Here is a 26,997-nt window from a genome sequence, read left to right on the forward strand (position 1 = left end):
ACATCACTGTGAAAAGGTACTAGTATGCCGGTTTGGCTGGGAATTGCGTAGTTCGACATGTATCCCAAGATTGTTTCAGCGCCATCGAACTGGCGTTTTTGTTTCCGGCAAGTCAAACTGGGATGTTCCAACGCTTCGCAAGGCAGCGTCTTGGATGACGACGCTGACTCCGGCGTTCATCACGCGGCTGTCTCGATATGCATCGGCTAGGCGATGGGGAAGTCTTTGTCGCGTTCCAACATCAAGGATGGGCCGCCCAGGCGACGCTGGTCTCTTCGCAGTCGCTGGCAACCGAGCCCGTTAATTGCGCCCGAGGAAAGCCGTCTCTCGCAATGAAGACTGCAGGGGCTGGCCCGAGGCCATGACGGTTCCCAAGAGCCCGCCCATTCGCCTCACTGCAGGCGATAGGCCAGTTCGGGCGTACCAACACCCCGCACAACTCGACGAACTCGCTCGGGATAAATCCTGACGTGACCGCACCCGCCGCTGCAGAGCAGCGGCGGGTGCAAGGTCAGGCGCTGGCGCCTACCTATTAACGATTGTAGGGGCTGCCGTAGTGCTTCACGCCCAGAGGCGTCGGGTAGTGGTGAAACGAGTCAATGCCGTCAAACCAACGCTTCTGGGCGAAGTCTCCGTAAGCGCTGCTGCCGCGGCCCTCGCCATGGCCACCGCCCGCGGCAAAGGCCCCGGTCAGCGGAATGGCGATGAGCATCGCGGCAAGCGCCGCCTTCACAGTGATAGAACGCATGATTACATGTCCTTTTCGATGAGGAAGGCGGCTAATTGTCCGCCGCGCATTCCGGTTACAGGCTCTCGGGAACCGTCAAACGCGAGTCATCTCGTTCTCACAGGTCCCGGCCTTCATCGAATATCTAGGGAGAAAATGCAGCAATCTGTAATATATTAAGGTATAGTCTTATGTATAAAATAGTATGGACTGTTGCTTGCGATCCGTGATCTAGACTCAAGCCAGACCCGCTGGCATGGGTATTCGGCAAGGAGGGAGGAGATCACGCGCGCCTGTTCGAACCCCGCGGCCGGCGTAACCTTCGTAGAGAAACCACGTGCGTCGCTCGGTCTCGTCAATCCAGACCTCAAGAAGGCTCGCCGTTGCTAGGTCATGATAACCGTCGCAGGTATTATGTACCTCGCGCATCGCCGACGTGAGACGTAGATTGTCGTCCCTCAACTCGGCGGGCATATCCTGCGGCTCGACGTATTCGGCATCATTGTCGGCGATGCGCTGAGTCCGCGCAATTTGCCCGATGGATCGCAGTGTGGTGCCGCCAATTTTGCGGACCCTCTCGGCAACCGGATCGGTCATTGCGTAGATCTGATCACCATGCTCATCAAGCAGGAGATGATAGTCGGGAAAATGCGGACCGGTCATGCGCCAGTGAAAGTCTTTCGTCTTTAGGTAGGTGGCGAAGACGTCGGCAAGCAGGCCGTTAAGTGCGGCGCTGATGTCGCGGGCTACATCCGAAGAGAGGTCGGTTATACCGGCCGCCGGGTGGGCGCCTGGGCAGGCAGGGCATCGTAAAGCTGGTTGCCGAAATGGTGTAGGGCAAGAAGGACGCCGCGTTCCCCCGCCAGCATCCCGAGCAGCCCCCAAAAGGGCAATCGCCGGTGGCGCCGGGGAACGGACCCCGCACAGCCCGTAGCCTATCCCGACGGCCGACCCAGTGGAAAGTGCTGCCGGGAGCATGGCGGTTCATCCTTGCGGCCGCAGCACGACCCGTCCGGCCTGCCCATCCGCCAAGGATTCGTAGGCCGCTGCCTCGTGTTGCCGGCGGCGATCAGGTCCAGCTTCAAGGTATCCACGCCGAAAATCCGGCTCTCATTGTGATAGAAACCCGCGAGGTTGAATTTCACCTCCGCTGACCCGGTCGCGCTGATCTCGATCAGGCATCCCTGCGGCGCGAGGCAGGCCAACGAAGTACGAAACAAGGCCCCACGGCGTCGAACACCACATCTGCGCCACTGCCGCCGAGCGCCTTACGCACGGCGGCTGCAGTTTCTGATGCGCCGGCAATGAATGCGTCCGTTGCCTTGCGATTGCCGAGGCCGGGTCGGGGGCCGACCATCCACGCCAACGATCTTGCTTGCCCCCTGCGCCGCGCGATTTGGGCCACTGCACTCCCCACGCCAGCACCCGCCCCAATGATCGCGAGTGTCTCGCCGCTGCGCAGGGCGCCTGCATCCACCGGGCCGCGCTGTGCTGCAAGGTAGTTCACGCGCACCGAGGCAGCCTCGTTTTCTAATGCCCGCGGCCGGAGCGGTTGCCGAGATCAGGTGAGTTCGTAGGGTTTCGCCCCCGTCCCAGCGAGCACGCCACTATCACGGCGAGCTAACCGTTGTCGGACGGCAAAGCGATGAATGTCTGCTGTCCGCCGCGTTCAATCAGCAACAGCACCGACTTCTTACTGGATTTTGCCGCAGCACTGATGGCCTGACTTGTCTCTTTTGCAGTCGTCACAGGCACCTGATTGACCGCGACGATGACATCGCCCAATGCAATGCCGGTGGTGGCTGCCGGCTGGTCCGGATCGATCCCTTCTACCACGGCACCACGCACGCGCGAGGACACATTCAAGGCCTGGCGAACGGTTTTATCAAGGTCACCAAGCGCTAAACCGAGGGTTGGAGAACTGGAATGCTCCGGCTGCGAAGAGCTGGTTGCGGCCACCGGCTTAACACTGTCATCGTTGCCACCAATCACTACCGACAAAGCAACTGTCTTCCCATCGCGCCAAACGGACAGGGCTTCCTTCATCCCCGGCAGGAGATCCGCCACAGCTCGAGACAGGGTCTTAGGATTCCTGATGGTTTGACCGGCAAATCCTGTAATGACGTCCCCGGTCTCAATGCCGGCATGGGCGGCGGGCGATCCATCGCCGACATGAGCGACCAATGCACCTTCAGATGTCGGGAGGCCGAGGGCGTTGGCGAGGTCCGGTGTGACCGGCTGCATCTCGATGCCGATCAGCCCATGTTCGATCGAACCGCTTTTCACCAGCTTCGCGACGATCCGTTCGGCCTCATGGGAAGGGATCGCAAATCCGACGCCGACGCTGCCGCCATTGGGCGAATAGATTGCTGTGTTGATACCCACGACGGCGCCGTTGGTGTCGACAAGAGGCCCACCCGAATTGCCGTGGTTGATTGGTGCGTCGATCTGCAGGAAATCGTCGTAGGGACCACTGTTTAGGTCGCGCCCGCGGGCGGAAACGATTCCCGCTGTGACTGTCGTTCCGATGCCGAACGGATTGCCGATCGCCAGAATCGGGTCGCCCGCCCTGAGCCTGTCGGAATCACCCCAGGCAAGAGTGGGAAGAGGCTTCGCAGTGGTCACTTTCAGGACCGCGAGGTCCGACTTTGCATCTCGGCCGACAAGGGTTGCCGGGAGTTCGGTTCCATCTTCAAGCGTCACCTTGATGTCCGAAGCTCCGTCGATGACATGGTTGTTGGTTACGATGGTGCCATCTGAACTAATAATGAAGCCGGACCCGAGGGCCTCTGCCAGTTGGGTCGCTCCTTCCGGCGGCGCCTTAGGCGCCGGGATTCCCCGGTCGTCGAAGAATTGAGGCAACTGCTCGTCGGAAGAAGGGCCGCTATCGGAGGGCTGGGTTTGGTCATCGGCCACCGATGAAGCTTTCATGATGGAGGTGATGGTCACTACCGCCGGCTTGTCGGCCGCAATGATCGGAGCATAGGAGGGGGATGAAACCCGAATGGCGGAAGCGACCTGGGAGGAGCGCGTCTCCGAATTGGCGAAGCTCGCTTTCAGAGCGATCCCAACGGCGAACGGCGCTACGAGCCCCGCGAAGACAAGCAGCTCGGCGCGGCGCCTGCGAAGAATGCTGGAATTTGACATGGTCGCAATCCGGGCATGGCCTTGATCCAGGCGCCGTGGCGTGTTCTTCGTGAGGAACCGTCTATCCGGCGTATGGCCGATCGGACGCGCTGGCCTTGCTGTTAAGCTTCCGATCAAGCCGATTTACTTAAGCTATTGCTGGTTGGTTCTGAATTGTACTTTTCATTTCAGTACTACATAGGTTAACTTGGAACCGATGCATCGTGTTTCAAGAAAATTTGATGGTCGATCGTGAAGGCGCCTCATCGCTGGAACCGTTCCCATTCATCCCGCAAGGCTTCAGTCAACTTTGGCCACGTCAGCTGCTTGATCTGGAACTAAAAGCACGTGGTAGGTCATGCCCTCGCACTTGAGCAGGTATACGGTTTGGTTCGGGGTGGACTCAGCTTCAATGCGCTCCGCTGAACTTGGATTTTTGCAAGGGAAGCCTTGGCTTCGCACTTGGTCGGCAACGATGGTCGCCACGGTGTCCTGGGCTGTGGCAGTCGCAACCGTACCGGCGAGACAGATCGATATGAACGGAATACGCAACAATGCTAGGTTGCAGCCCATTTGCAGTCTCCATGTTAGGCCCGCCGGCAACTGGTACGGCAGAGAATCGATGGCTTGACCTTGAAACGCGTCCGGTTGAAGACGGTCACATCGTGACCGACTTTCAACCGGTTCGATGCCCTCAGCGCCCCTTGCGCCCAACCCGATGAATCCGACATTCATCTGCTTGCCTCTCCCAAGCTGCGTTCCATCACGCTCAGCAGCAAAATACCGGCAGGTTGATGGAAAGGCTTTGTCGCCTTTGCGGCGGCTAGTCCGTCCTTGCGGTTATCACCCCTTTGAGTCGCAGAGCCTATCCGTCGGTGGATCCGGAGTGTCCAGTCCCGGACGTGTCGGTCCCACTGATGTTCGGCAGACTGGGATCAATTCGACCTGCCGGTGCCTGGCGATCCACGCGCTTCAGCGTGACCTGGTGCTGCCCGCCCAGTTCGCGGTGCTGCGGCAGCGACGCTGCGAGCGAGGCTTCGGTCAGCGTATCCGTGCGGTGATTCGGTTGGCCAGCGCCGCATAGTCATCATCGAAGTGATGTCCGCCGTCCATTTCGACGACGTCGGCGCCGCTGCCGGCGAGTTTGGCGCAGACGCTTTCGTCGTCATCCGCACCGTAAACACATTGAAGGATCGACGCGGGAATTTTCGCGACGTCGGGAAGCGTCGGGTGCGAAGTGTCTCCGTCAATACCGAGCCAGCCGCTGACGTCGAACTCGAACTCCGCCGAAGAGCTCAGCGCCAGCAATGAAATCAGGGAGACGCGATTCCTTTCTGCCGGAGGCAATTGGTTGTAAGCCGCAGGCAGGGCGTCGGCACCGAACGAATAGCCGACCAAGGCCACACGCCGGACCTTCCAGGTCTTGGTGAAGTGCTCGATGATTCGGGCCAGGTCCGCGGCGATCGCCTCGGGCGGCTTGCGCGTCCAGAAATAGCGCAACGAATCGATCCCGACGGTTGGAACCCCCGCTTGCGAGAGCGCTACTCCCACTTCACTATCAATGTCGCGCCAGCCTCCGTCACCCGACAACACGATCGCCATCGTATCGTGACTGGCCGCTGCAGGGAGCACGGTCAGCGGTAGATCTGCCAAGGCATCACCAGCCGGCGCAGCCGGTTGCGTGAGAGCGTGTTCGACCGCAGCGGTCAACGCAATCGTCTCCCCCGCTGCTGTGACGCGATCGATCGGAAATCCTTGGGCAATCAAATCGGAGACGTGGGCCTGCCCCGCAGGATCTGCTTTCGGCGTCTGGACGACGGTGATCGGTGCGGGCAGCGCGCCTTCCTGCAGGCCGTAGATCCAGCCTTTCTTGTTTGCGGCCCGCAGGTGAGGAGCATCGCTGCAGAGCTCCTGCGGAAGCGGCAAATCCGCCTTTGGATCGACGGCGACTGCTCGTCCCACCGTCGCGTCCGGCGACTGCCCCATGATTGCCATCACCATCGAACCCCCGGCGCCGATCCCCGCGATGATGGGATTGAGATAGGTCTGGGCGCCGGCAGAGCGTTGGATCAACTGACTTAGCTGTTCGATATCAGAGACGAAATAGACGCAATCGGATTCCGATTGAACTTTGGCGAAGCTCTTGCGCAGATCGATGCCGACGACCAGCGCGCCGGCCGCCGCGAGCTCGCGAGCGGTCTGCGCATCGCCCCCAGTGTACCCGTCTACGCCTGAGAAGAGGAACACTATGCCTTTGGCAGCCTGTTTCGGATTGACGAGGTCGGCGACCGCCAAGGTATCGGTGTCGGGCAGAGGCTCGGGGCGCATCCAGTACACGGTGAAGGCGGTCGCGCCGATGATCGCTGCCAAGCCGAGGCGAAACCACAGGGGTCTCACTTGGAAATCACTCCGCGAATTCCGCCGCCGATCAGAACCGTGACGTCGGCGATCGCGAGCAATGGACTCAAGCCGCTGGCCACGGCCATGTAGCGCGCCGTCCAGATCGGATCGAATTTGTTCTTGAAGGCACGCAGGCCCCGAAAGTTGTAGAAGGCTTCTCCGTGGTCGTAGGCGGCTCTGCCGACGCGATGCCAGATCGGCGCGGCCGGATTCGCGGAGAGTCCGGCAAGGGGCGCCATGCCCAGCGAAAACCATTTGTAACCCTCCTGCTTGAAATGCATGAGCAGGCGCGCCAACAGGACTTCCATGCTGCCGTTCGGCGCTTGCGGATCGAAGCGCATGAGATCGATCGTCGCTTCCTGCTTCTGAGCCGTCGTCATGACATTGGCGAAGGCGAGGATGCGGCCCTGCCGCTTCAACACGGCAACCGGCTGAGTGGCGATGTATCCGCGCTCGAATGCGCCGAGTGAGAAAGCCTTCTCACGCACCGCGTGCTCGGCGAGCCAAGCTACGGAGACGCGCTCAAGTTCGTCAATCACCTCGCCGACGCAGTCGACGGGCAAGAGCTCGAACACGATACCGTCACGTTCGGCCTTGTTGAGCGCCGTCCGGATCGAGGCGCGCCGGGAACCCTTGAGATCGAAGGACTCCAGCCCGACGCGCGCCTCCTCTCCGAGTTTGAAGGCCGAAAGGCCGGCATCGGCGTATACAGAAAGGCTCTCCCCCGGCACTTCGTAGAACACGGCGCGCCCCCCATGCCGCCTCGCCAGCTCGACGAAACGCCAGATCAATTCCGAATGAGCGGCGGGATTGCCGATTGGACCGTACAAGGCAACCCAGGAACGCCCTCGTTTGCGGTACATCAGGAAGGCGTCATCATTATCGGAAAAAAGCAGACTCTTGTCGCTGGTCCGCACGAGATTGGCATCCGCCAGGGGCTGATTGTCGATGATCGAGATGGCTGCACGTACCTCGTCCAGAGTCGGTCGAGGGCTTCTGCCTGCGGGCGCGCGGGTCAGCAACCAGACGGCTGCACACCCGGCGGTCACGCCGACGCCGAGCACAGCCCGGAGGCTTCGTGGGGCGGTTGCGGTGAATTCGAACTGCCACCATAGGTCATGCGAATAGCCGACGTCCTTGTACACGAAGAACAGTATCGCCAGCGCCATAGCGATGATGGTGCCGACGCAAAGCCACCATCCGGGCGACAGTCGATCCTCGATGAGCGAGGCGGGCCGGCTGAAGATGTTGCGAGTCAACAAGAGTGTTACGAGAAGGATGGCAAGCAGCACCGCCTCGCCGACCTCAAAGCCCTTGACGAAGGCGAGCACGATCGAGCTCGCCGCAAGCACGACTGTCAGCCACCACGCGCCGTCGAGCCGATGCACGAGTCCGCGGCCGGCCAGAACCATGAGGACGCCGAGAATGCTGGCAATGAAGTGGCCTGCCTCGACGATCGGAAGTGGAAATGCGGATTGTAGCCAATCCAGCTTCTGGTCGGAGGCGGGCGTGACACCCGAGAAGACGAGCGTCGCTCCGAGCATCACCGCAAAGGCCGACAGAACAGGCGGTACCAGCGCCACCGTCCCCCGGGCGAGAGCCGAATTTGCCGCTGCTGCGCGCCTGACCTCCGTAACCGTGAGGACGATTACCGCCACCGCCAGTGGCATCACATAGTAGATCACGCGGTAAAGAACCAACGCACCGACCAGCCCATCGAGCGGCACCGCGGTGCCAAGCGTGCCAAGGATGACCGCCTCGAAAACACCGGCACCGCCAGGTACGTGGCTCAGTATGCCGAGCCCGATTGCCACGGCGTAAATGGAGAGCATCGAGGGAAAGTCGATCGCATCTGCAGGAAGCAATATCCACAAGACAAACGCCGAGGCAATCAGATCCGACGCTGTCGCGGCGAGTTGAAAAGCCAGCGCTCCCGGACCTGGCAGAGCAACCCTGCGCGCGAAAACCGTCACCTGCCTCGGACCGACCGTCGCTGCGACGAACACCGCGCCGACGAAAGCGAGAATTGCTATAGCGGTCACGCGCAACGCAATCGCCGGCAAGCCGACAAGCGCAGCAAGCTTTGCGTCCGCCATCAGAAGGCCAAGCCCGGTCACGAACAGAAGGCCGAAGCCAAATGCCGCTGCGACATAGCCGACGATGCGCGCAACGTCCTCCGGCGACACGCCAAGAGGCGAGTAGAAGCGGTAGCGGATCGTTCCACCGGTCAAGGGACCGAAACCGGCGACGTTGCCCACGGCAAATGCGCAAAAGCTGGTCAGGGCTACATAGCTGAACGGCACCTTGTGTGCCACGAGAGCGAGCGCTTGCCGATCATAGATCGAGAGGGCAGCAAAGCTGAGTGAGGTGAAAAGCAACGCAAGGCCGATATTCAGCCATGAAGTGTCCTGAATCGCAATGACGAGGTCGTCGTTGTTGACGTCGGCCAGAATGCGATTGAGCGCCAGCACCGAAAGTGCCACCACGGCAACGACAGCCAGGGCGAGGAAGCGCGGACGGTTGCGGCTCCAAAAACCGCGCTTTTCGGCTTCGCTAACGCCTTCGTCGGCGCTTTCCACGTCGATGCCGATCGAAAAAGGTCCTTTTAACTCGGCATCCACGGCTCGAAGCGACGCGGGCTTGTCCAGTTCGCTCGGGGCCGAGAATGCCCGTTGAGCCTTCATCGAGCGGAGCATGCGATATCTCACAGAAGCGGACATCCGTTGGGACGCGCCACGGCTGAACGCGACGAGCATTCCAGCTTTCGAACGCGTCCGGCTGTGAGTCGTCACGTCATGACCGCCTTTTAACAGGTTCGCTGCCCTACCGAGGCCAATGCGTCTTAGTCCGGTGAATCCGAGTTTCATTTCCTACCTCGCTTCTCGGCATGCCGGGATCAGGAACGGCAGGCTAGCGATCATGCCGCCGATGCTGGTCGCTACGCTTGTAGTGGCACCGCGACGCAGCGGGCCACCCTGTACCCCTTCCACCACAGGCTTCCGAGCATCCCATACTGATGGTGGCCCCGAGCGATGCGACAACCCCGACCAAAGATGCGCTCAAAGGCCGGCCGATCAGACTCACCATTGCGGGATCAGCAACAAGTCGAGACCGAGTATCCATCAATCCCAGGAGCCTCGGCTAATTCCTGGAAACATTCATTTGCAGGGACGATCGGTTACCATTGGATTTTCAAGAGACATTTGGCTCTTATAGGTGCCGGTTTGTCGAAGGGCTTTGTCTCGGTTGCGGCGGCTGGCATCTTCTTGCGGTAAACAGCAACGGTTCGAATGTCCGGCGATCTGTCGAGTGCAGCCGTATGGAGGTTGTGTGCGTCAGGTTCTGGAAAAGGGCGGCCCTGGGGCTGGTCATTCGGCTTGGCGCAGAGCAAGCTTCTTGTGCTCGCGCAGGTCGTCCATGTTGATGTAGCGGTTTGCCTCCTCAGCAGCGCTGGTCGATTTACCTTCTATCTTGGTCACAGTGGCGTTCCTCCGGGTGATGCGACTGCAAGGCGAACTGGAACGTCGCACCAGGCCCGGCATTGCGCGAGGCCCACAATTTGCCCCCGTGGTTCTCCATGATCGAGCGGCAGATCGACAGCCCCATACCCATGCCGCTAGGCTTGGTCGTGAAGAAGGGGTCGAAGAGCTGCCTTACATTGCCCGGGTCGATGCCAACGCCGGCGTCTTCGACCGCGACAAGTACCTGGCCGGCGTCGTCCAGTTGCGATCGGATCACCAGCTCGTGCGACCGGTCGGTGATGGGCGCCATGGCCTCCACGCCGTTGACGATCAGATTGATGATCACCTGCTGCAGTTGGACGCGATCGCCGAGCACGGCGGGCAACGCCGGCGCCAGTTCCAGGCGCAGTGACACCCCACGGCTGAGCACCTCCTGGTGCATGAGCGGGATCACCTCCCTGATCGCGTGGTTGATGTCCAGTCCCACCTTCTGGGTCTCGGTCCTCTTGGAAAGCGCGCGAAGCCGATGGATGATCTCGCCTGCCCGCCTGCCATTGCTGATCATGTCATGAAGAGCCTCACGCACCTCGGCCAGATCAGGCACCTCGCGGTCGAGCCACTGCAGGCCGACCTCGCCATTGGTCACGATGGCGGCAAGCGGCTGGTTGACTTCATGGGCGATCGAGGCGGTCAGCTCGCCCAGCGTCGTCACGCGTGAGACATGCGCCAGCTCCGCCTGCGACTGGCGCAACGCTTCTTCTGCCCTCCTGGTTGCCGTGACGTCCGTCACCGCCCCGACAAACTCCACGTCCTCCGATGCGCCTTTCGTCGCGTGTGCCACGGCGTGGACATGCCTCACGGAGCCATCCGGCATCAGCAAACGATATTCATGAGAGAAATCCTTTCCGTCGCGAGCCGCACGGTCGACGGTCTGTCGTACGGCAGCGCGATCGTCCGGATGGGTGCGTTGAACGATCATGTCGACGGTGACAGAAGGAGCCTTGTCGTATCCAAAGATCCGGAAAGTCTCGTCCGACCAGATGATCTCGCCGGTGGCGACACTCCAGCCAAAGCTCCCCGTGTGGCTCAATCTCTGCGCTTCGGTCAAAAAGGCTTCGCTTCGCCGCAGGGCATCTTCAGCCCGCTTGCGCTCCGTGATGTCGTTGTTGGTCTCGAGGATCGCCACCGGGCGTCCACCGTCGTCCCTCTGCAGGGACCAACGGCTGGCAACCACCAGCGGACGCCCGTCTCGCCTGGCGTGGACGAGTTCTCCCTCCCAGCGGCCGGTGCGGAGCAACTCCGTGTTGATTTCTTCAAGCGGCGCCGGGAAGACCGTCCGCATGAGCTGGTGAGCCACCTGGCCGATAGCCTGATGGCTCTGCCATCCATAGCGTTCCGCAGCGCCCAGATTCCAGTAGGTGATCTTGTCCTCCATATCACGGACGAAGATCGTGTCGTGCGTCAGGTCCAGGAGGTCGGCACGCTCGCGCGACACGGCCGCTCCTGCTTGATTCTTCACGGCGAGGAACGCTGTCGTTCCAATCGCCAGGAGGCTGACGAGAAGCCTGACAAAGGGGTCACCCGCGTAAGACGGACCGTGCTGCAGCAAATAGCCAAGGATCGCCAGTGCGGCGCATCCCAACGATAAGAACAACACACCGCGCCAGTGGAGGAAGTTGACCGACAGCAGTACAACGACGACGTAGAGCGCCGCTGTCGCATCCGGCCTGAGGACAAGGGTGTCGACTGCGAAAATCCCGATGGCAAGTAACCCGGCAGCCACAGGAAAGAGGATGCTGCTGACGGAGGCCAGCGGAGACAGCATTTGGGCCATTGCAATCGTGCCTTTTTGCCTGCCGCAACTCATCTGACTTCACGGCCGCTCCACGCTGGCGGGAATCGACGCAGAGAAGTGCTGCTGAGCATGGCCGACCTATTCTGGCGCCCCGTGGGAACTAAAACAATGGAGATGCATCCCTTGCCAATAGCAATGAAAATTTTTGGTGGAACAGATTCCTCAGAGTTGGAGCAGGCAAAATTGGGCCGGTGATAATAAGTCACCAAGGCCATGCTTGCGTTATGGTGAGACGTTTGAAGGAAGCGAGGGCGTAGTGTGTTTGGCCAAGAACACTGTGCGGAATGGAAGCGCGGCATCACGTGGCAAGCCGGAAGTGCCGAGGGCCGTGGTCCCCTTCAGCCCAACGACGGATGCGCATAGTCGCCGAAGCTCTTTCTGAAACACCTGGCCGAGGCGAAGCGATCTGATTGCGGCTTACAATGCTCGTGGGGACCATGGCGACCTGGTCTTTCCAATTCGCACAGCGTCTCGCACATACTAAGGTTTAAGCTTCCCAGACAGATCAGATACCCGATTAAACGCTAGTAGAATGGAAGGCACCCCGACTCCTGCAATAGTCTGCAAGGCTAATAGCAGGTGCAAACAAATACACCCGTTGGCACGAAGGTTGAAATCGACCGCAGGGCTGGCTGAGAGGTCAGCCTTCGTCCAAAATTCGGAGGTCCGGATGTCCAACCAAGTTCAGGTTAAATCACGTTTTGAGTTGACGCCTATCAAAGCCACGAGCGCGGCAGTCATGCTGGTCGCTATGTCCACCATTCCTGTGGCGGCCGCGACACAATCACCTCTGTGCGGCTCGCGGCCGGAACTCTTGAAGCAACTTTCCAAACGATTCAATGAAGCGCCCTCTGCCCTCGGTTTGGCCAAGGATGGTTCAATCATTGAAGTGCTGACCAGCGACGACGGCTCGACGTGGACGATTATGATCAGCCAGCCGAACGGCTCGAGCTGCCTCGTGGCGGTCGGCGAAGGCTGGGAAGAAGTGAAGCATGTCGCCACCAAGGGCGAGCGTGGCGCCTGATCGCATAGAAGGAAAGTCAAAATGGTTGATACCTATTTCCGGGAAAGCGTGTCGCGGCAGAAGTTGCGGCCCATCGTTGGTCCGATCTCCCAGAAGCCAGGGCAAGAGCAGCCAGGCGACCTGGGCTCGCAAGCCGTTGCCCGCAAGCTGTGGGACAAGAGCCCTGACGACACACACGGCACTCCGCTGGCGTTTCTCTCGCGGTTCATCGTTCTTCAGACGATCGGCGCCGCCGGGATCGCCGGCCTGTGGATCGCTGGCATTGCCGGCAAACCGTTCGTCGGGGACAACGCGTTTCTGTGCTGGTTGATCGCAGCCATCGGAGCCTTGGGCATTCTGTGCGTTTTCCTTCGACGCTGGCACGACGTCGACTGGCTGGCGACCCATGTGGTGCGGATCGGGCTGCTCGGAACCGTGGTCGGGCTCATTGTCGCTTTCTCTGCGGCGCGCGCCGGCGGCTCGGCCGACCCCAATGCGATCCGCCCGATGATCGCGTCGGTCATCGACGGCATGTATGTCGCGCTCTATGCGACGCTGCTCGGCATAGCCACGAACCTGTGGCTAAAGATCAACCTTCGTCTGCTGGGTAACGTCGATGGATGAGGAAACTCTCACCGTCTGGCTCGACACCGCTCTCTTGATGCTCGGCGGCTTCGTCCTCATGACCGTCCTCATGATGACGGTGATGAACCCGCCTGCCAAGGCGAGCGAAACCGATGGCGTCACAGCGCCCGGAAACGTGACCGTCGAAACGCAGTGGCCCGACAGACTCGACGCCGATGTCGATCTGTGGGTCCAGGCACCCGGCGATGTGCCGGTCGGCTACTCCAACAAGAGCGGCAGAGTGTTCGACCTGCTGCGCGACGACCTGGGCATGGCGCAAGACATCACCGACTCCAACCATGAGGTCGCCTATTCGCGGGGCGCTCCCGCGGGCGAATACGTCGTCAATGTTCACATGTATCGCGGCGTGAACGTCAAATATCCCGTCCCGGTGAGGTTGACCGTCAATGTAAAGGGCGATTCCACCAAGTCGTCAGCGCCGCTGGCCACAACGAAGGTCGAGCTGCGCAAGCGAAACCAGGAGCTTACCGCTGTGAGATTCCGGCTCGATTCGACTGGCCAACTGGTGCCAGGCAGCATCAACAGCATCTTCAAACCCCTACGCGTGGCGGCCACCCAATGATGATCGCTCCCATCATCTTCGCCCTGCTGCTGGGCGCGTTCATCTTCGTCATCCTGCCGCATGCAGGTTTTGCCCGCCGCACCCTCTCGGTCGGCATCTTCCTGGCGCTGATTGCCGTCGTCTATGTCGGCGCCACCGAGCTTCTTGGCCGTCCGAAGCCGTTGACGCTCGAGTGGCGCGACACGGCAAAAGTCCAGGTGGTGGGGGCGGTTCCGATTGAGAACGAGGCCATCTACCTTTGGCTCACCACGCCCGGTTCGACTGAGCCGCGCTCATATGTGCTGCCCTGGAGCCAGCAAGCCGCGCAACAGCTGCAAGATGCGATGGGCAAGGCGGAGGCCGACGGCACCGGGGTTGAGATGAAGATGGCTGGCGGTCCCGGCCTCGATACCCGCGAGCCGATGTTCTACGCACGGCCGCAACCGGCCCTACCGGCAAAGGACTATCAGGGCGGCGTTGGCCCCCTCGTGTATACGCAGCCGGGGTTGTGATCGAATTTCCCGCCGAGCACGTATTCCCCTCCGGCAGTTTGGCAGGATAGCGCGGTTGGCCTATTTCCGTCCGCCGAAAAGCGCCGGTCCTCTCTATTTCTGGCACCCTCACTGGCGAGGTCTATCCCGCTATGCTCAAGACCGTTTGCAGTTCTCGCGAGCCCCAAGTTAAATTACTCTGCTCGAAGTCTATGGCAAGCATCTGCCCAAGCGCGCCTAATGATCCAAAGCCGATGAACGGGCGGAACGGCAAAATGCATTGGGCACACAGAGAGACGCGAAACCCCACCCGGCATAAAGTCGCAATCTTGATGCTCGCAGAAATGGTGCCGGATGCTTAGCGCCGTCGTGTTGCAGAACCCGACGAGCGACACAAATGGTGGTTCAGCGCAAACTTCAGCGGGTGGAAAACCAACTGGCACGGCTGGCGTCGCCAAGCTGGCCAGAAGACGTTTGGTAAGATTGATCGTGATAAAGCCAAGGCGGGCAAGGCGCTATTCACGGCGTATCGCGTAAGCTGCCACAACGCCTGGCCCTATCGCTGGACTGAAGCGAACAAATACGGCAAGCGCTTCGTCTTGGTCGGACTGACGCCGCAAACATACGTCAGCACAGACAGAGCACAGTTTGATGCCCTAACACGATGACCCGGGTCCCAACCTGCTCGAGCGTGACAACATGCCCTGCATTGTCGTCGAGTTCGATACACGGCGTGTGCGGATTTACGCGAATTCACCTATCCACCTGTCCTGCGGCTGTCGCGCTGCGTCTTTCTGCTGGCCAACAAGGCGCCACCGACGGGCCGCTGTCAGATCTAAGCGCGCGCTGTCGGCGGCTACGTCTCTGGCCTTGCCCTCTCACCTTCGCTTGTTTGCAAACAAAATTAAGCCGTTCACCGCAATCTTGAAAAAGTCAGGCTGGCCTACCCAGGCTATAGCGGGTCGGCATTAATTACGCGAAATAAGCGCAGGCTATGCGCGCATCTTGGCTGCGTCACGAAGGAGGTTGTCATGCATATGATCGATTGGAACACCTATCGCCAGCAGGTCGTCGCTGGGGTCGGCGGCTTTGGCAAGCTTAGCCCAGAGACGGTCAGGGGCTATGGGGCGATGGGTGGCGCTGGCCAGAAGACCGGCCAGCTCGACGCGAAAACCCGTGAGCTGATTGCGATCGCGGTCGCGATCACCCTACGATGCGACGGCTGTATCACCGTCCACACCGACGCCGCCCACAAACTCGGCGCAACCAAGGAGGAGGTCGCGGAGGCGCTGGGCGTCGCTGTCAGTGTCAACGCCGGTGCCGCCATCGTCTACTCGACCCGCACGCTCGATGCCTATGCCGCCTCGGATGAAGCCTGACCCGCTCAAAGGGGTCCCGTCATGAACATGCAGATCCGTCGCATTCTTCGCCTCCTTTCCAGTTAGAGATCGGACTGGATCGGCCTTCACGGGATGCGCGTTGCCATCGCAAGGGACGAACTTCAGGTCACCAATCCACGAAGACGATGGCGCGAGGCAGGCAGCATCACGCCGTTTGTCGCGACTGAAGTTCGATCCGGAGTTGCTCTATACGGGCGATGTTCCACGACATGGGTCTGACCAAGGCCCACAGCAGCGCCGATGAACGCTTCGGGTCGGCGGCCGCCAATGCGGCGCGGGATTCCTGAAAGCGGCACGGGATTCACACAGACGGACATCGAGACGGTATGGACCGCGATCGCGCTGCACACGAGGCTCGGCATTCCGAAGCACATGCATCCGGTCGTCGCGCTGGTGACGGCGGGGGTCGTCGTAGAAGGCTTGGAGGATGTCCTCCAGTCGCTGGATGATCTCGCTTGCCCGCCCGCCATTGCTCATCATGTCACCGACGCAATCGCGGACCTCGGCCAGGTCAGGCACCTCAGGCCCAAGTCCGGTGGGCCACCTCTTTCTGACTCAGTAAGACTAGGCCCCGAAATCAACATGGGTTACAGTTCGGGCTCCGTCAGCGCCGGTCACATGGTCCAGATGGAGCATGCCAGCAAGGCTAATGCGCTGATCAAGGCGCAATCACCGGACAGCAGGTTCAAGAACCGGGGTGAGGGCTCAAAGGGCCCACAAACAGCCGCGAAGGGGAAGCCGCGAACCAAATAGGGGAGTGAAACGCAATGTTCTACGTGCCGAAAGAGGCCGTTTTCAGGCGAATTAGCCGGCGCAAGTTTCTCGAATTGGGAGGCGGGGCCGCTTCCTCTCTGGGCGTGGGGTCGATGACTTTGGGCCTCGGCTCAACCATCACGCGTCGGCGTGTTCAGGCCCAGTCGTCCGACGATGCGAAATGGAAGCAGTATGCTGGCTCGAAGCTCACCTTCTTGTCGGAGAACACGCCGCCGTCCTTCGCCGTCCGCGATAACATCAAGACCTTTCAGGACCTGACCGGCATCGAGGTCACCATCCTGACCGACGATCTGCCGGTGGTGCAGCAGAAGGTCGGCATCGACCTGCGCAGCGGCAAGGCCGACTATTTGCTCAACTACGTGCAGGACAAGCCGATCGGCGCGCCCTTCGCCGAGTTCTATGCCGACATGACGCCGCTATTCGGCGACGCCACGCTGCCGCAGGATCCCGACGGCTACGGCGACGACGCCTGGTTTGAGAACTTCCTGTCGGCCTGCGGCCGCTTCTATACGGAAGGCAAGATCGTTGCGCTTCCCTATGACTGCGCCGTGGCCTGCACCTTCTACCGCCAGGACATCTTCGAGGCGAACAGCAAGGACTTCGAAGCCGAGCACGGCTACCGTCTCGAGTTCACCAAGGATTCCACCTGGAAGAACGTGATCGACATGGCCGCCTTCTTCAAGAAGGCGAAGGAGGCGGGCAAAGACGTGCCGTACGGCTATGCCCAGCACCATGGCTCATTCGCCTGGACGACGCAGCTCGACATCCAGCGCTTGCTCTTCGCCAACGGCCGTTGGATGGATTGGAATATCGATGACGTCTATGGCTCGAAAGAGCCGGGCAAGACCAACTGGGGTGACGAGCAGTCGGTCCTGATTATGACGAAGTTCAAGGAACTGGCTGACGTCTGCCACCCCGACAACCTCGCCAACGGTACGCTCGAGCTCAACACCGTCTATCAGGCCGGCAACATCGCCATGCAAACGCAGTATCACGAGTTTGCCGCGTCGATCGAGGATGAGAAGACATCGCGCGCCGCCGGCGGCAAGACCGCTTATGCGGTCTGCCCAAAGGGCGAGGCGAGCTGGATCAAGAACGGTGGCGAGGCGGTCAATGGCTGCAACTTGGGCATCGGCGGCATCGGAATCAACGGCAATGCCTCCGACGACCTGAAGCGCGCGGCCTATACATTCGCCATCTGGTCCGTTTCGCGGGAGAACCAGTTCAACGACCTGAAGGGCCTCGGCGGTACGCCGACCCGCAAGTCCGTGTTCGCGATGGAAGAAGTGAAGAAGTCGATGGTGCGCCCGACCACCATGCCAAATGCGCTCACCTTCGACGCCGTCTACAACTACTGCATCAAGAACCCGCACATCGTGCTAGGCCCGAAGATCCCGCAGGCCAACGAGTATCACTCCATCCTCGCCGCTGAAGTCCAGAAGTGCCTCTCCAACGAGCAGACGCCCGAGGAGGCTTGCAAGTCGATCCAGACCCAGCTCGACGAGCTGAACGGCGCGGGTTGATCCCACGCGAAAATTCCGGCGGCGGCAGTGACCCCTGCCGGATTTGGTACGGAGACGGACTGGAAAGATGAACTCGATAGCAGCGGATAGGGCCAAGCCCGGCGCCGGCCTGTTCCGCGTCCGCCAGATCCTCGACAATGTCGAGGCCAAGCCGGTCTCGACGGCGCTGACATGGCCGGCGACGCTCAATCCGGCGGCCTCGAAACGCTATTATTTCTGGTTGGTGGCGCCCGCCGTGGCGCTGCTCGCCTTCATCTCGATCTATCCCTTCTTCTGGATGATCTACATGGGCCTTCACGATGTCGAAATCGGCAGCGTGGTGTGGAACGATTTCGCGAACTTCACCCGGCTCCCGAGCGACTCGCGCTATGTCGGCGGCTGGTTGCTATTGTTCCAGTACAGCGCCATGTGCTTGGCGCTACAGATCGGTATAGGCGTGTTCCTCGCCGTGGCGCTGAACGGATTGCGCCACGAAAAGATCCTGGTGACGATGCTTTTGATGCCGATGATGATTGCGCCCCTCGTCGCCGGCATGGTTTGGTACTTTCTCTATAACGGCACCTTCGGCTGGTATCATTGGCTTCTGCAGAGTGTCGGAATCCTGGGGCCAAAATCCATTCTCGGCAGTCCCGACACGGCGATGCTCGCCATCGTCATCATTGACGTTTGGCAGTGGACGCCCTTGATCACGCTGATCACGCTGGCCGGCTTGAAACGCGTGCCGCAAGATCAGCTCGAAGCGAACATGGTGGACGGCGCCTCGCCCTTCGTTAACTTCATCTCGGTGACGCTGCCCAATCTCTATCCCGTGCTGCTGATCGCCATCATGCTGCGGTTCATGGACAATTTTCGCTTCATCGACTCGGCCCTGGTGCTCACCGGCGGCGGCCCCGGCAATGCCACGAAGATCCTGCCGATCTATCTCTTCGAGGTGTCGTTCAAGTTCTTCAAGCTCGGGCGCGGCGCCGCCATCGCGCTCACTCTACTCGTCGTGACCATCATCCTCGGCATGATCCTGGCGAAGGTCTTTGACCGGCTGCACCCGAAACGGACATAGCCGATGGCCTCCCGCGATATCGTTCAGTACCAGGCGCCCCTAAGCCGGGCCTTCGGATGGTTCTCCGCCGTCTTCCTCGCGCTCTACCTAGTGTGGACGCTGCTGCCGATCCTTGTGATGTTCATATCGTCCTTCAAGGACCTCCTCGAAGCATTCAAGATCCCGCCGGTGGGCGACTGGGCGGGCGTCACCCTGTTCTTCGACTTCACGCCGACCTTTAAGCACTACGAGAACCTGTTCGTAAACCTCAACTTCAGCCAGTACATGGCCAACAGCCTGATCGCCGCCGGCGGTTCGGCGGCGATCTCGGTGATCCTCGGATCGATGGCCGCCTACAGCCTGTCGCGCATCGATTTCCACGGCAAGAGCGACCTGCTCTTCTGGATCATTTCGACGCGCATGGCGCCGGTCGTCGCGGTGATGGTACCGCTCTACTGGATTTTCCGCGAATTGGAGCTGGTCGGCACCTTGCCCGGCCTCATCCTCGCCTACACTACCTTCAACCTGCCCTTCGCCATTTGGATCCTGAAAGGTTTCTTCGACGACGTGCCCTATGCGATCGAGGAGGCGCAGATGGTGGACGGCGCCACGCGCTTCCAGGCTTTCCTGTCGATCCTGCCGCTGGTCGGCCCGGGCATCGGTGCCGTCGTCGTTCTATGCATCCTGTTCGCCTGGAACGACTACCTCTTCGCCGCCATCATCGGGTCCGGCGGCGCCAAAACGCTGTCCGTCGCCACCCGCGAGTTGGTGCAGCCTCAGAACATCCAATGGGGCCCGATCATGGCTGCCGGCGTCGTCACCACCCTGCCCATGATGCTCCTGGGCCTGGTCATTCGCCGGTACCTGGTCGCCGGTCTCACCATGGGCGCGGTCAAGGAATAGCGGGAGTTGGGATGGTCACCGTATCGATCGAAAAGGTCTGGAAGATCTACGGCCGGATTCCAGCGGTCAAGGATCTCAACATCGAATGCGCCAACGGCTCGTTCTTGTCGATCCTCGGCCCCTCGGGGTGCGGCAAGTCCTCGACCATGCGCATGATCGCCGGCCTCGAGCACATCAGCGCTGGCGAGATCCGCTTCGACGGCCGGCGCATCAACGACCTCGCCCCCAAGGACCGCGACGTCGCCATGGTGTTCGAGAACTACGCGCTCTATCCGCACAAGAGCGTCTACGAGAACATGGCCAATCCCCTCAAACTGCGCGGCCAGGCTGAGGTACGCATCCGCGAGCGCGTGCTAGCCGCCGCCAAGCTCCTGGAGATCGCCGAGCTCCTCGACCGTCGCCCCCAGGAACTCTCCGGGGGCCAGAAGCAGCGCGTCGCCATCGGCCGCGCCATCGTGCGCGAGCCCAAACTCTTCCTGTTCGACGAGCCCATCGCGCATCTCGACGCCAAGCTGCGCGCCCATATGCGTGGCGAGATCAGGCACCTGCAGCGGACGCTGGGCACCACCGTGATCTACGTCACCCACGACCAGCTCGAAGCCATGTCGATGGCCGACCGAATCGCCGTCATGCACGAGGGTGTGCTGCAGCAGCTCGCCACCCCGCGCGAGGTCTACAACAAGCCGGTGAACGCCTGGGTGGCCGGCTTCGTCGGCGAACCGGCGATGAATTTCCTGGATTGCACGTTGGAGGAGACCGGCGGTCAGGTCCGCTTCGTGCACCCCACCTTCCGCATCGCCGTCACCCCTGAGCAGGCGCGCCTGCTCGAAGCCTCGAACCGCGCGCAAGGCATCCGCCTGGGTGTCAGGCCCGATGCACTCACCATCTCGCTCGCCAAGTCCAAGGAGGAGTCTATGACCGGCCGCATCTTCGTCAACGAGCTCCTCGGCGGCGACATGATCGTAGATGTCGACCTCGGCCCCGAGCGCGTCCGCGTCAAGACCTCGACCGATTTCGCCGGAAACGAGGGCGACGTTTGCTACATCACGGCCAATCGCGACAAGTGGCACGCCTTCTCAAAGGAAACCGGTCGCACCATTTTTTAAGTTGGCGGGCCGGCAGTATTTGAATGGCGTTTCCCAGACATCAAGGTTTTGGTGCTTGCCCCTCAATCTGGCTCGCTCGCCCTCAGTCAGCTCAAACTGAAGCGCCGTCTTGCAATTCGAAGACATTCTGAATCGGCCGATCATGCCGCTACGCCCAGAGAAGATGCCCCGTTGTTGCGTCGATCAGCTGCGCGGTAATCCCCCTCGAGTTCCGTCTGCACCGAGACGTCGTTCTTCACCACCTCGCCATGGGTCAGGGCAATAACCTCGAGGATTGCTTCGCACTCCGCCGCGCATGTCCAAGCCGGCATCGGCCCCGAAGGGAATTGAAGTAGCCTCGATCGCCGAGTTAGAGTTTTATGCCGATCGGCGGATCTACACGCATCTTGCGGCCGGCGATCGGAGGAAATGCTGATAGTCTTCCCAGCCCTGCCGAGCCACTCATTGCTGTAGGTGGCGAAAATGAAGGCAGCAATCGACAAGCGCAAGGCGCCAGCGCGTCGATCACTCCGCAAGATCTGGATGGGCAGGGACAGTGAATTGAAAGATGGCGCCGCGGGGAACGTTCGCGCTTGCCCACAATCGTCCGCCCCGCGCTTCGATGATCGAACGGCAGATCGACAGCCCCAACCCCAAACCGCTTGGCTTCGTCGTGTAGAACGCCTGGAACAGCCGTTCGAGATCAGCTGGAGCCAACCCAGGACCCGAATCTCGCACGGAGACGAGCACGCCACCCAACTCGGCATGCCCGGTACTGATCAGCAATTCCCGGGTCCGCTCGCTGACGCTGCTCATTGCCTCAACGGCGTTCACGATCAAGTTCAGGATCACCTGCTGCATCTCAACCCGATCTCCCTGAATCGGCGGCAGGCCGTTGGCGAGATCAGTGTGGACTGCAACTCCATTCTTCACAACTTCGGCATGGGTCAGCGCGACAATCTCAAGGACTGCTTCGTTGATCTCCAAGCGATCGTTGCGCACCGGCGCCCTCGCGATCAGGGCGCGGATGCGGCCTATGACCTCGCCCGCTCGATTGCCATCCTTGACGATGCTCGCGAGCACCTGGCGCAGCTCCTCCAGATCCGGCATCCGGCCAGCGAGAATGCGCAGCCCCGTCTGGGCGTTGATGACCGTCGCCGCGATGGGCTGGTTCACATCGTGGGCGATCGATGCCGTGAGCTCACCCATGGTTGCAACGCGGCTTGCGTGCGCCAGTTCCAGCTGCACCTCGCGGTAGCGCCGCTCGCTCTCGTGTGCCTCAGCTTCCGCCCGCTTGCGCTCTGTCAAATCGAGGACAAAGGCTACGCCCTGGTCTGCCCGTACGCCGAAGGTCGCCCCGCCGACGAAGACGGGAACCCGGATGCCGTCTTTGCGAAAGAACTCCTTCTCGAAGGGCTTGGACGATCCGGTCGCCCTGAGCTCTGCCAGGGCTCGTTCGTCGGCCGAGCTCCATTCGTTCGGGGTCAGCGCCGACCAACTCAGACGACCCGAAACGAGATCGTCGCGGCTTTGCCCCATCATGTGCAGAAAGGCTTCGTTCGCCTCGATGATGCGGCCTTCAAAGTCCCAGATGAAGATCCCAATGATGTTGGAATCGACCAGGCGTCGGACCTTTGCCTCCCGTTCCTGCAGATCGCCGTAGAGACGCGTGTTCTCCAGCGAGATTGCCGCTTGCGCCGCCAGCAGCTCCAGGACCGCGATTCGATTCGGAGTGAACGCGAACGAGGTCAATGTGTTTTCCAGATAGAGCAGGCCCGTCAACTGCCCCTGCTTGAGCAGCGGGAGGCAGAGCATCGACTTGGCTTGTCGGCCGCGAAGATAATCGTCCTCGAAGGAGAGGTTCGGCCTCGAAGAATCATCGAGGATCACGCTTTCGTGCGTGCGGATGACATAGCGGACGAGGGATTCTGGACAGGTGATCCCAGTGATCGACTTTTGGCACAGCTCGACCTCGACCTGATCGCCGGTAGCCCGGCCCTCTGCTTGAATCAGATAGTCTTCCTCTGCCGGCAGGATCAAAAGGCCGCGATCCGCGCCTGCGTTTTCGAGCGCGATCATCATCAGCCGCTCGATCAACTTGGGTAAGATGATCTCGCTGGACACGGCCTGAGAGGCTTTGACGATGCTCGCCACATCGAGCTGCTGGATTGGAGAGCCAATGGACGCAGTGGGAAGGTGGCCCTCCGCAGCGGCCAAATGCGGATGAAGCCGATCGAGCTGCTTCACCTTGCCCTCGGCACCCCAGCGGAGATAACAGGACCTGGCGTTCCGGAGATAGGTGTGGGCGATGGTCTCGAAGCCGCGCGCCGCATAGAACCGCGAGGCAAGTTCATTGCTAAGTCCCTCGTTCTGCACGAAGCCGCGGTCGCGTGCCAGCCGAATTGCGTCTTCGTAAAGGCGTTCGGCATCGACTACGCGCTCTTCAAGGCGCGCAATCTCTGCCGCAAGAAGCGCCCGGCGATCCGCGAAATTCTCCGGGCAATGGCGAGCCCAGAGATCCAGTTGCCGATAGTGCGCTGCCAGGGCTTCTAGGTGTGGGGCGCTCTCCTCCGCCGGTATCATGCTCGAGCGGGCTGCTTGCGCCAACCCGGCGTAGAAATGATATTCTGCGTACTCAAAGAACGGCCGCAATGTCCACAGGAGCTCTTGCGTCTTTGCGGCCGCCCCAAGGGCGGACAAATAGTCGCCCGCCCAGACATGCGCCTCGAGTTTTCGGACCCAATAGAAGCCGGCGGGAAGGGTCAGATTTGGATTTTCCTCAAGGTGCTGTTCGAACGCGGCCTCATCGAACTCCGCGTCATTGAATGAGGTGAATTCGTTGGTCAGGCCCCGCAACATCCGGATCAGGCGCAGCTGGCTGGTGATCATGTCAACGACGATACCGAACCGCAGCTTCCGGGCAAAATCGAGCCCTTTCACCGCTTCGCGCTCTACCTCGCTCAGGGGTTCGCCGGAACCCAGAGAAATCGTGACCAGGTTGTTCCAGCAATGGCCCGCATAGACGAGGTCGCCGACTCTGTTTGCCGCCTCAAAAGCACGCTCGAAGAACGTACGGCTGGACCGGACGTCCCGCATCCAGGCATTGGCTTGTCCAAAGTTCAGGTAAACGCGAGCCCTGAATGCGTCCAGCCCGCGTTTTTCAACCAGATCGACGCTGAGCTGGCCGAAGCGGAACGCCGAGGGATAGTCGCCGGAGTACGCCCCCAGGGTCACACCAAGCCAGACATAGCCGCAGCACGATGCGTTGTCGTTGCCATTCTCCAGGCTGAGGTTCACCATGCGTGTGGCCATCAGGCGGCCGAGGTTTTCATCGCTCATAAAGGCAAAGGGCATGAGCTTTGTCAGGACATCCATTGTTGCGCGAGTCGCGGGGTCGCTCATGAGGGTCAAGTCGATGAGTTCCTCGATCGGGCGGTCTCCGAGCTTCCGCCACATCCGCTCGTATTCCTGCCGTACTTCCTCGTCTCTCGGATGCGGCGACCACTCGATCCCGACGCGCCGGAGGTACTCGAGACATACGGCGACCGCGCGGTCGGTCTGAACGAGCAAATAATAAAGATCCATGCGTAAACACGTAACCGCGGCTTCGTCCGTGAGGTTTCCCGGGCGGCGCGAGAGCGCCAACAGCCGCGCTTCGGCCGCTGCAAGATCGCCAATTAGAAACTCACATTCCGCGCGATGTAGCTCGAGCGGGAAGGCGAGGTCATAGCGCCGCTCCCAGCGGTCCTCCGCCAGCAGCGCAGTTCCGGCGACAAGATACTTCAGAGCCGAGGCATAGGCGCTGGCGTTCTTGGCGCGCTTGCCCGCCATGAGGTTGAGCTCGGCGACGTGCTCGCGCTCTTGCTGCGTCAGGATCATCTCCGCTCCGCGGTTGAGGTGGTTCACGACGTCGAAGACGACTTCCTCGAGTGCTTCCGGTGCGATACGCGATACGAGCGCCCGGCCAATCCGGAGATGCGTGGCGGCCCTCTCACTCTCGGGAATTAGCGCATAGGCAGCCTCCTGGACCCGGTCGTGAAGGAACACATAGCTGTCACCTAGGCGGAAGACGAGACCGGCCCGAACCGCTTCCCACAATCCCTCATGGACCTTCTGCTCGGATTCCCCGTGTACCAACGTCATGGTCACGATCTGGGCAGCGTTGCCCAGACAAGCGAGTTGTCCCAAGGCGTCCTGCGTAGCATCCGGCAGCCGGCTCAGCTTCGCTGCCATCAGATCGGCCACATTGTCCGTGTAGCCCCTGGCGTGTATGCGATTGAGGTCCCAGCTCCATCGCGCCTCGCCCTGATCGAACGTGAGCAATCCATCTTCGGCAAGGGTGGAAAGGAACTGGATGGCGAAGAATGGATTGCCGGTCGTTTTCTCGTGTACGAGTCCAGCCAGCTGAGCGGATTGCTCGAATTCGAGCTGAATTGCGTCAGCAATCAACTGCCCCAAGTCCTCGCGCAATAGCGGTTTAAGTACAATATCCTGGACTTTCCCCCCGGCTTTTCGGATCGCTTCGAGCTTGCGCATAAGGGGGTGAGCGCGATCCACCTCATTGTCTCGGTAGGCACCGATCAGCATCAAATGTCGGACATCTGGCCTCGTTAATAGATCCTCGAGTAAATTGAGCGTCGCCGCGTCGAGCCATTGCAAATCATCGAGAAAGAGTGCCAGTGGGTGTTCGGGACGTGCGAAGACGCCGATGAGCTGTCGGAACACGAGTTGGAAGCGGTTTTGTGCTTGTTGCGGCTCAAGCTCCGGGACGGGCGGTTGTTCACCGATGATAAACTTCAGTTCAGGGACCAGATCGACCATCAGCCGTCCGTTTGGGCCAAGCGCTTCTAGCAGGGCATCGCGCCAACTCGCCAACTCGGCATCGCTCTTGCTGAGAAGAGGTCGCACAAGGCTCTGAAACGCCTGCACCAGCGTCGAGTAGGGGATGTCGCGCTTGTACTGGTCGAACTTCCCTGCTGCGAAGAGCCCACGCGGCGGCACCAGCACCCTATGCAGTTCATTGACGAGCGAGGATTTGCCGATACCTGAATATCCGGAGACCAGCACCAACTCCGGCGCGCCGCCCTTGACGATCCGATCGAAGGCTGCGAGCAAGGCATCGACCTCGTCCGCTCTCCCATACAGTTTCTCAGGAATGAGAAGGCGGCCTGGCGTGTCGTGTTCCCCCAACGGGAAATCATCGATCCGGCGCTCAGCCTCCCAGGCGGCAAGGCAGCGCCCAAGGTCGCTCTCCAGGCCAGCCGCGGTCTGATAGCGTTCCTCGGGGGTCTTGCAGAGCAGTTTCATTACGATCGCCGAGGTGGCGCCAGGGACCTCCTTCAGCCGCTCGTCGGGGGCCACAGGCATCCTTGCAATGTGGCAGTGGACCCAATCCATTGGATCGGCCGCGGTAAACAGGAGATGACCGGTGAGCATCTGATAAAGCGTTGCTCCAAGAGAGTAGAGGTCGCTGCGGGAATCGATCGAGCGATTCATTCGTCCGGTCTGTTCGGGTGCCATGTAGGCGAGCGTGCCGACGATGGTCTCCGGGGGCCCGGGCGATTGGCGATCGCGCTGCAGACGCGAGGCGACGCCAAACCCGGTGAGCCGGACCTGTCCGTCCGCGCAGTTAGCCAAAATATTGGCGGGCTTGATGTCCTTGTGGATAAGGCCGCGCTGGTGAATCTTGCCCACAGCCCCGGTGATGCCGATAGCGAGGCGCAAGAAGCTTCCCACCTCCATGGGCGCGCCGAGCAGTCGGTCGAGAGGTTCGCCGCCGGGATCCTCGAGTACCAACGCCATGCGGCCATCGTGGCGGGACAAGTCTACCGGCCGGACAGCCCAGTCAGCATCCAGTTCGGCCTTGAGGTCATGTTCATGTTCGAGCCGCTTGAGAGACTCACGCGCGAAGTATTCCCCGATGGGCGCGAGCAGCAGGATCGGGTCCAAGCCGTCGCCCGAGCCGCGGTAGAGTGTGAACTCGCCTCCCCGCAACGCCGAGAATACATAGCCCGAAAGCTCCGTCAC

Annotated in this window: 17 protein-coding genes and 2 pseudogenes; 10 read left to right on the top strand and 9 right to left on the bottom strand. The window is 60.8% G+C overall.

The window, feature by feature from the left end; genetic code table 11:
* Window positions 1–532: 532 nt before the first annotated feature.
* The 8 genes and pseudogenes from NMG80_RS30650 to NMG80_RS30680 form a co-directional block, all read right to left on the bottom strand.
* Window positions 533–748 carry a hypothetical protein gene (locus NMG80_RS30650; RefSeq protein ID WP_254021583.1) on the bottom strand — a complete coding sequence of 72 codons (216 nt, stop codon included), beginning with the start codon at window positions 746–748 and terminating at the stop codon, window positions 533–535.
* Between the two features lie 216 nt (window positions 749–964).
* Entirely contained in the window at window positions 965–1,498 is a 534-nt protein-coding gene (locus NMG80_RS30655; RefSeq protein ID WP_254021641.1) for a Dps family protein, read from the bottom strand.
* Between the two features lie 120 nt (window positions 1,499–1,618).
* Window positions 1,619–1,705: pseudogene (locus NMG80_RS37535) on the bottom strand (XapX domain-containing protein); the annotation flags it as partial.
* A gap of 642 nt (window positions 1,706–2,347) precedes the next feature.
* Window positions 2,348–3,874 carry a Do family serine endopeptidase gene (locus NMG80_RS30660; RefSeq protein ID WP_254021584.1) on the bottom strand — a complete coding sequence of 509 codons (1,527 nt, stop codon included), beginning with the start codon at window positions 3,872–3,874 and terminating at the stop codon, window positions 2,348–2,350.
* Between the two features lie 279 nt (window positions 3,875–4,153).
* Entirely contained in the window at window positions 4,154–4,588 is a 435-nt protein-coding gene (locus tag NMG80_RS30665) for a hypothetical protein (protein ID WP_254021585.1), read from the bottom strand.
* Window positions 4,589–4,894: 306 nt separating this feature from the next.
* Complete coding sequence (locus NMG80_RS30670; RefSeq protein WP_254021586.1) at window positions 4,895–6,223, bottom strand: AcvB/VirJ family lysyl-phosphatidylglycerol hydrolase; 1,329 nt, start codon at window positions 6,221–6,223, stop codon at window positions 4,895–4,897.
* 23 nt (window positions 6,224–6,246) lie between these two features.
* A complete protein-coding gene (gene mprF, locus NMG80_RS30675; RefSeq protein ID WP_254021587.1) occupies window positions 6,247–8,949 on the bottom strand; it encodes a bifunctional lysylphosphatidylglycerol flippase/synthetase MprF in 2,703 nt (900 codons plus the stop codon).
* A gap of 763 nt (window positions 8,950–9,712) precedes the next feature.
* Window positions 9,713–11,539 (bottom strand): ATP-binding protein, encoded by a 1,827-nt coding sequence (locus tag NMG80_RS30680; protein ID WP_254021588.1) that lies wholly within the window; start codon window positions 11,537–11,539, stop codon window positions 9,713–9,715.
* A gap of 700 nt (window positions 11,540–12,239) precedes the next feature.
* Here NMG80_RS30680 and NMG80_RS30685 point away from each other — a divergent pair.
* The 10 genes and pseudogenes from NMG80_RS30685 to NMG80_RS30730 all read left to right on the top strand — a co-directional run bounded on the left by NMG80_RS30685 (window position 12,240) and on the right by NMG80_RS30730 (window position 20,991).
* The gene (locus NMG80_RS30685) at window positions 12,240–12,593 is read left to right on the top strand and encodes a hypothetical protein (protein ID WP_254021589.1); all 354 of its coding nucleotides are present in this window, start codon (window positions 12,240–12,242) and stop codon (window positions 12,591–12,593) included.
* A 21-nt stretch (window positions 12,594–12,614) separates the two neighbouring features.
* Window positions 12,615–13,196 carry a MotA/TolQ/ExbB proton channel family protein gene (locus NMG80_RS30690; protein WP_254021590.1) on the top strand — a complete coding sequence of 194 codons (582 nt, stop codon included), beginning with the start codon at window positions 12,615–12,617 and terminating at the stop codon, window positions 13,194–13,196.
* On the top strand, window positions 13,189–13,779 hold the full coding sequence (locus NMG80_RS30695; protein WP_254021591.1) for a DUF2135 domain-containing protein: 591 nt from the start codon (window positions 13,189–13,191) through the stop codon (window positions 13,777–13,779). The genes NMG80_RS30690 and NMG80_RS30695 overlap by 8 nt, the downstream gene beginning before the upstream one ends.
* Complete coding sequence (locus NMG80_RS30700; RefSeq protein WP_254021592.1) at window positions 13,776–14,270, top strand: hypothetical protein; 495 nt, start codon at window positions 13,776–13,778, stop codon at window positions 14,268–14,270. Before NMG80_RS30695 ends, NMG80_RS30700 begins: the two co-directional genes overlap by 4 nt.
* 1,010 nt (window positions 14,271–15,280) lie before the next feature.
* A complete protein-coding gene (locus NMG80_RS30705; RefSeq protein ID WP_254021593.1) occupies window positions 15,281–15,628 on the top strand; it encodes a carboxymuconolactone decarboxylase family protein in 348 nt (115 codons plus the stop codon).
* Window positions 15,629–15,812: 184 nt separating this feature from the next.
* Window positions 15,813–16,072, top strand: a pseudogene (locus tag NMG80_RS30710) (phosphohydrolase); the annotation flags it as partial.
* Between the two features lie 443 nt (window positions 16,073–16,515).
* Window positions 16,516–17,946 carry an extracellular solute-binding protein gene (locus NMG80_RS30715; RefSeq protein WP_254021594.1) on the top strand — a complete coding sequence of 477 codons (1,431 nt, stop codon included), beginning with the start codon at window positions 16,516–16,518 and terminating at the stop codon, window positions 17,944–17,946.
* Between the two features lie 67 nt (window positions 17,947–18,013).
* Window positions 18,014–19,003 carry a carbohydrate ABC transporter permease gene (locus tag NMG80_RS30720; protein ID WP_254021595.1) on the top strand — a complete coding sequence of 330 codons (990 nt, stop codon included), beginning with the start codon at window positions 18,014–18,016 and terminating at the stop codon, window positions 19,001–19,003.
* A gap of 3 nt (window positions 19,004–19,006) precedes the next feature.
* Window positions 19,007–19,885 (top strand): carbohydrate ABC transporter permease, encoded by an 879-nt coding sequence (locus tag NMG80_RS30725; protein WP_254021596.1) that lies wholly within the window; start codon window positions 19,007–19,009, stop codon window positions 19,883–19,885.
* 11 nt (window positions 19,886–19,896) lie between these two features.
* Window positions 19,897–20,991: an ABC transporter ATP-binding protein gene (locus NMG80_RS30730; protein WP_254021597.1), complete on the top strand. Its 1,095-nt coding sequence runs from the start codon at window positions 19,897–19,899 to the stop codon at window positions 20,989–20,991.
* A 504-nt stretch (window positions 20,992–21,495) separates the two neighbouring features.
* Here NMG80_RS30730 and NMG80_RS30735 read toward each other — a convergent pair.
* A complete protein-coding gene (locus NMG80_RS30735; protein WP_254021598.1) occupies window positions 21,496–26,997 on the bottom strand; it encodes a trifunctional serine/threonine-protein kinase/ATP-binding protein/sensor histidine kinase in 5,502 nt (1,833 codons plus the stop codon).

Source organism: Mesorhizobium escarrei (assembly GCF_935825525.1).
GTDB classification, from domain to species: domain Bacteria; phylum Pseudomonadota; class Alphaproteobacteria; order Rhizobiales; family Rhizobiaceae; genus Mesorhizobium; species Mesorhizobium escarrei.

Bases quoted from the DNA above. Each gene is read 5' to 3' on its own strand.
- NMG80_RS30650 (WP_254021583.1), bottom strand. From the start codon at position 748: ATGCGTTCTATCACTGTGAAGGCGGCGCTTGCCGCGATGCTCATCGCC.
- NMG80_RS30660 (WP_254021584.1), bottom strand. From the start codon at position 3,874: ATGTCAAATTCCAGCATTCTTCGCAGGCGCCGCGCCGAGCTGCTTGTC.
- NMG80_RS30665 (WP_254021585.1), bottom strand. From the start codon at position 4,588: ATGAATGTCGGATTCATCGGGTTGGGCGCAAGGGGCGCTGAGGGCATC.
- mprF (WP_254021587.1), bottom strand. From the start codon at position 8,949: ATGCTCCGCTCGATGAAGGCTCAACGGGCATTCTCGGCCCCGAGCGAA.
- NMG80_RS30680 (WP_254021588.1), bottom strand. From the start codon at position 11,539: ATGCTGTCTCCGCTGGCCTCCGTCAGCAGCATCCTCTTTCCTGTGGCT.
- NMG80_RS30685 (WP_254021589.1), top strand. From the start codon at position 12,240: ATGTCCAACCAAGTTCAGGTTAAATCACGTTTTGAGTTGACGCCTATC.
- NMG80_RS30690 (WP_254021590.1), top strand. From the start codon at position 12,615: ATGGTTGATACCTATTTCCGGGAAAGCGTGTCGCGGCAGAAGTTGCGG.
- NMG80_RS30695 (WP_254021591.1), top strand. From the start codon at position 13,189: ATGGATGAGGAAACTCTCACCGTCTGGCTCGACACCGCTCTCTTGATG.
- NMG80_RS30700 (WP_254021592.1), top strand. From the start codon at position 13,776: ATGATGATCGCTCCCATCATCTTCGCCCTGCTGCTGGGCGCGTTCATC.
- NMG80_RS30705 (WP_254021593.1), top strand. From the start codon at position 15,281: ATGCATATGATCGATTGGAACACCTATCGCCAGCAGGTCGTCGCTGGG.
- NMG80_RS30715 (WP_254021594.1), top strand. From the start codon at position 16,516: ATGACTTTGGGCCTCGGCTCAACCATCACGCGTCGGCGTGTTCAGGCC.
- NMG80_RS30720 (WP_254021595.1), top strand. From the start codon at position 18,014: ATGAACTCGATAGCAGCGGATAGGGCCAAGCCCGGCGCCGGCCTGTTC.
- NMG80_RS30725 (WP_254021596.1), top strand. From the start codon at position 19,007: ATGGCCTCCCGCGATATCGTTCAGTACCAGGCGCCCCTAAGCCGGGCC.
- NMG80_RS30730 (WP_254021597.1), top strand. From the start codon at position 19,897: ATGGTCACCGTATCGATCGAAAAGGTCTGGAAGATCTACGGCCGGATT.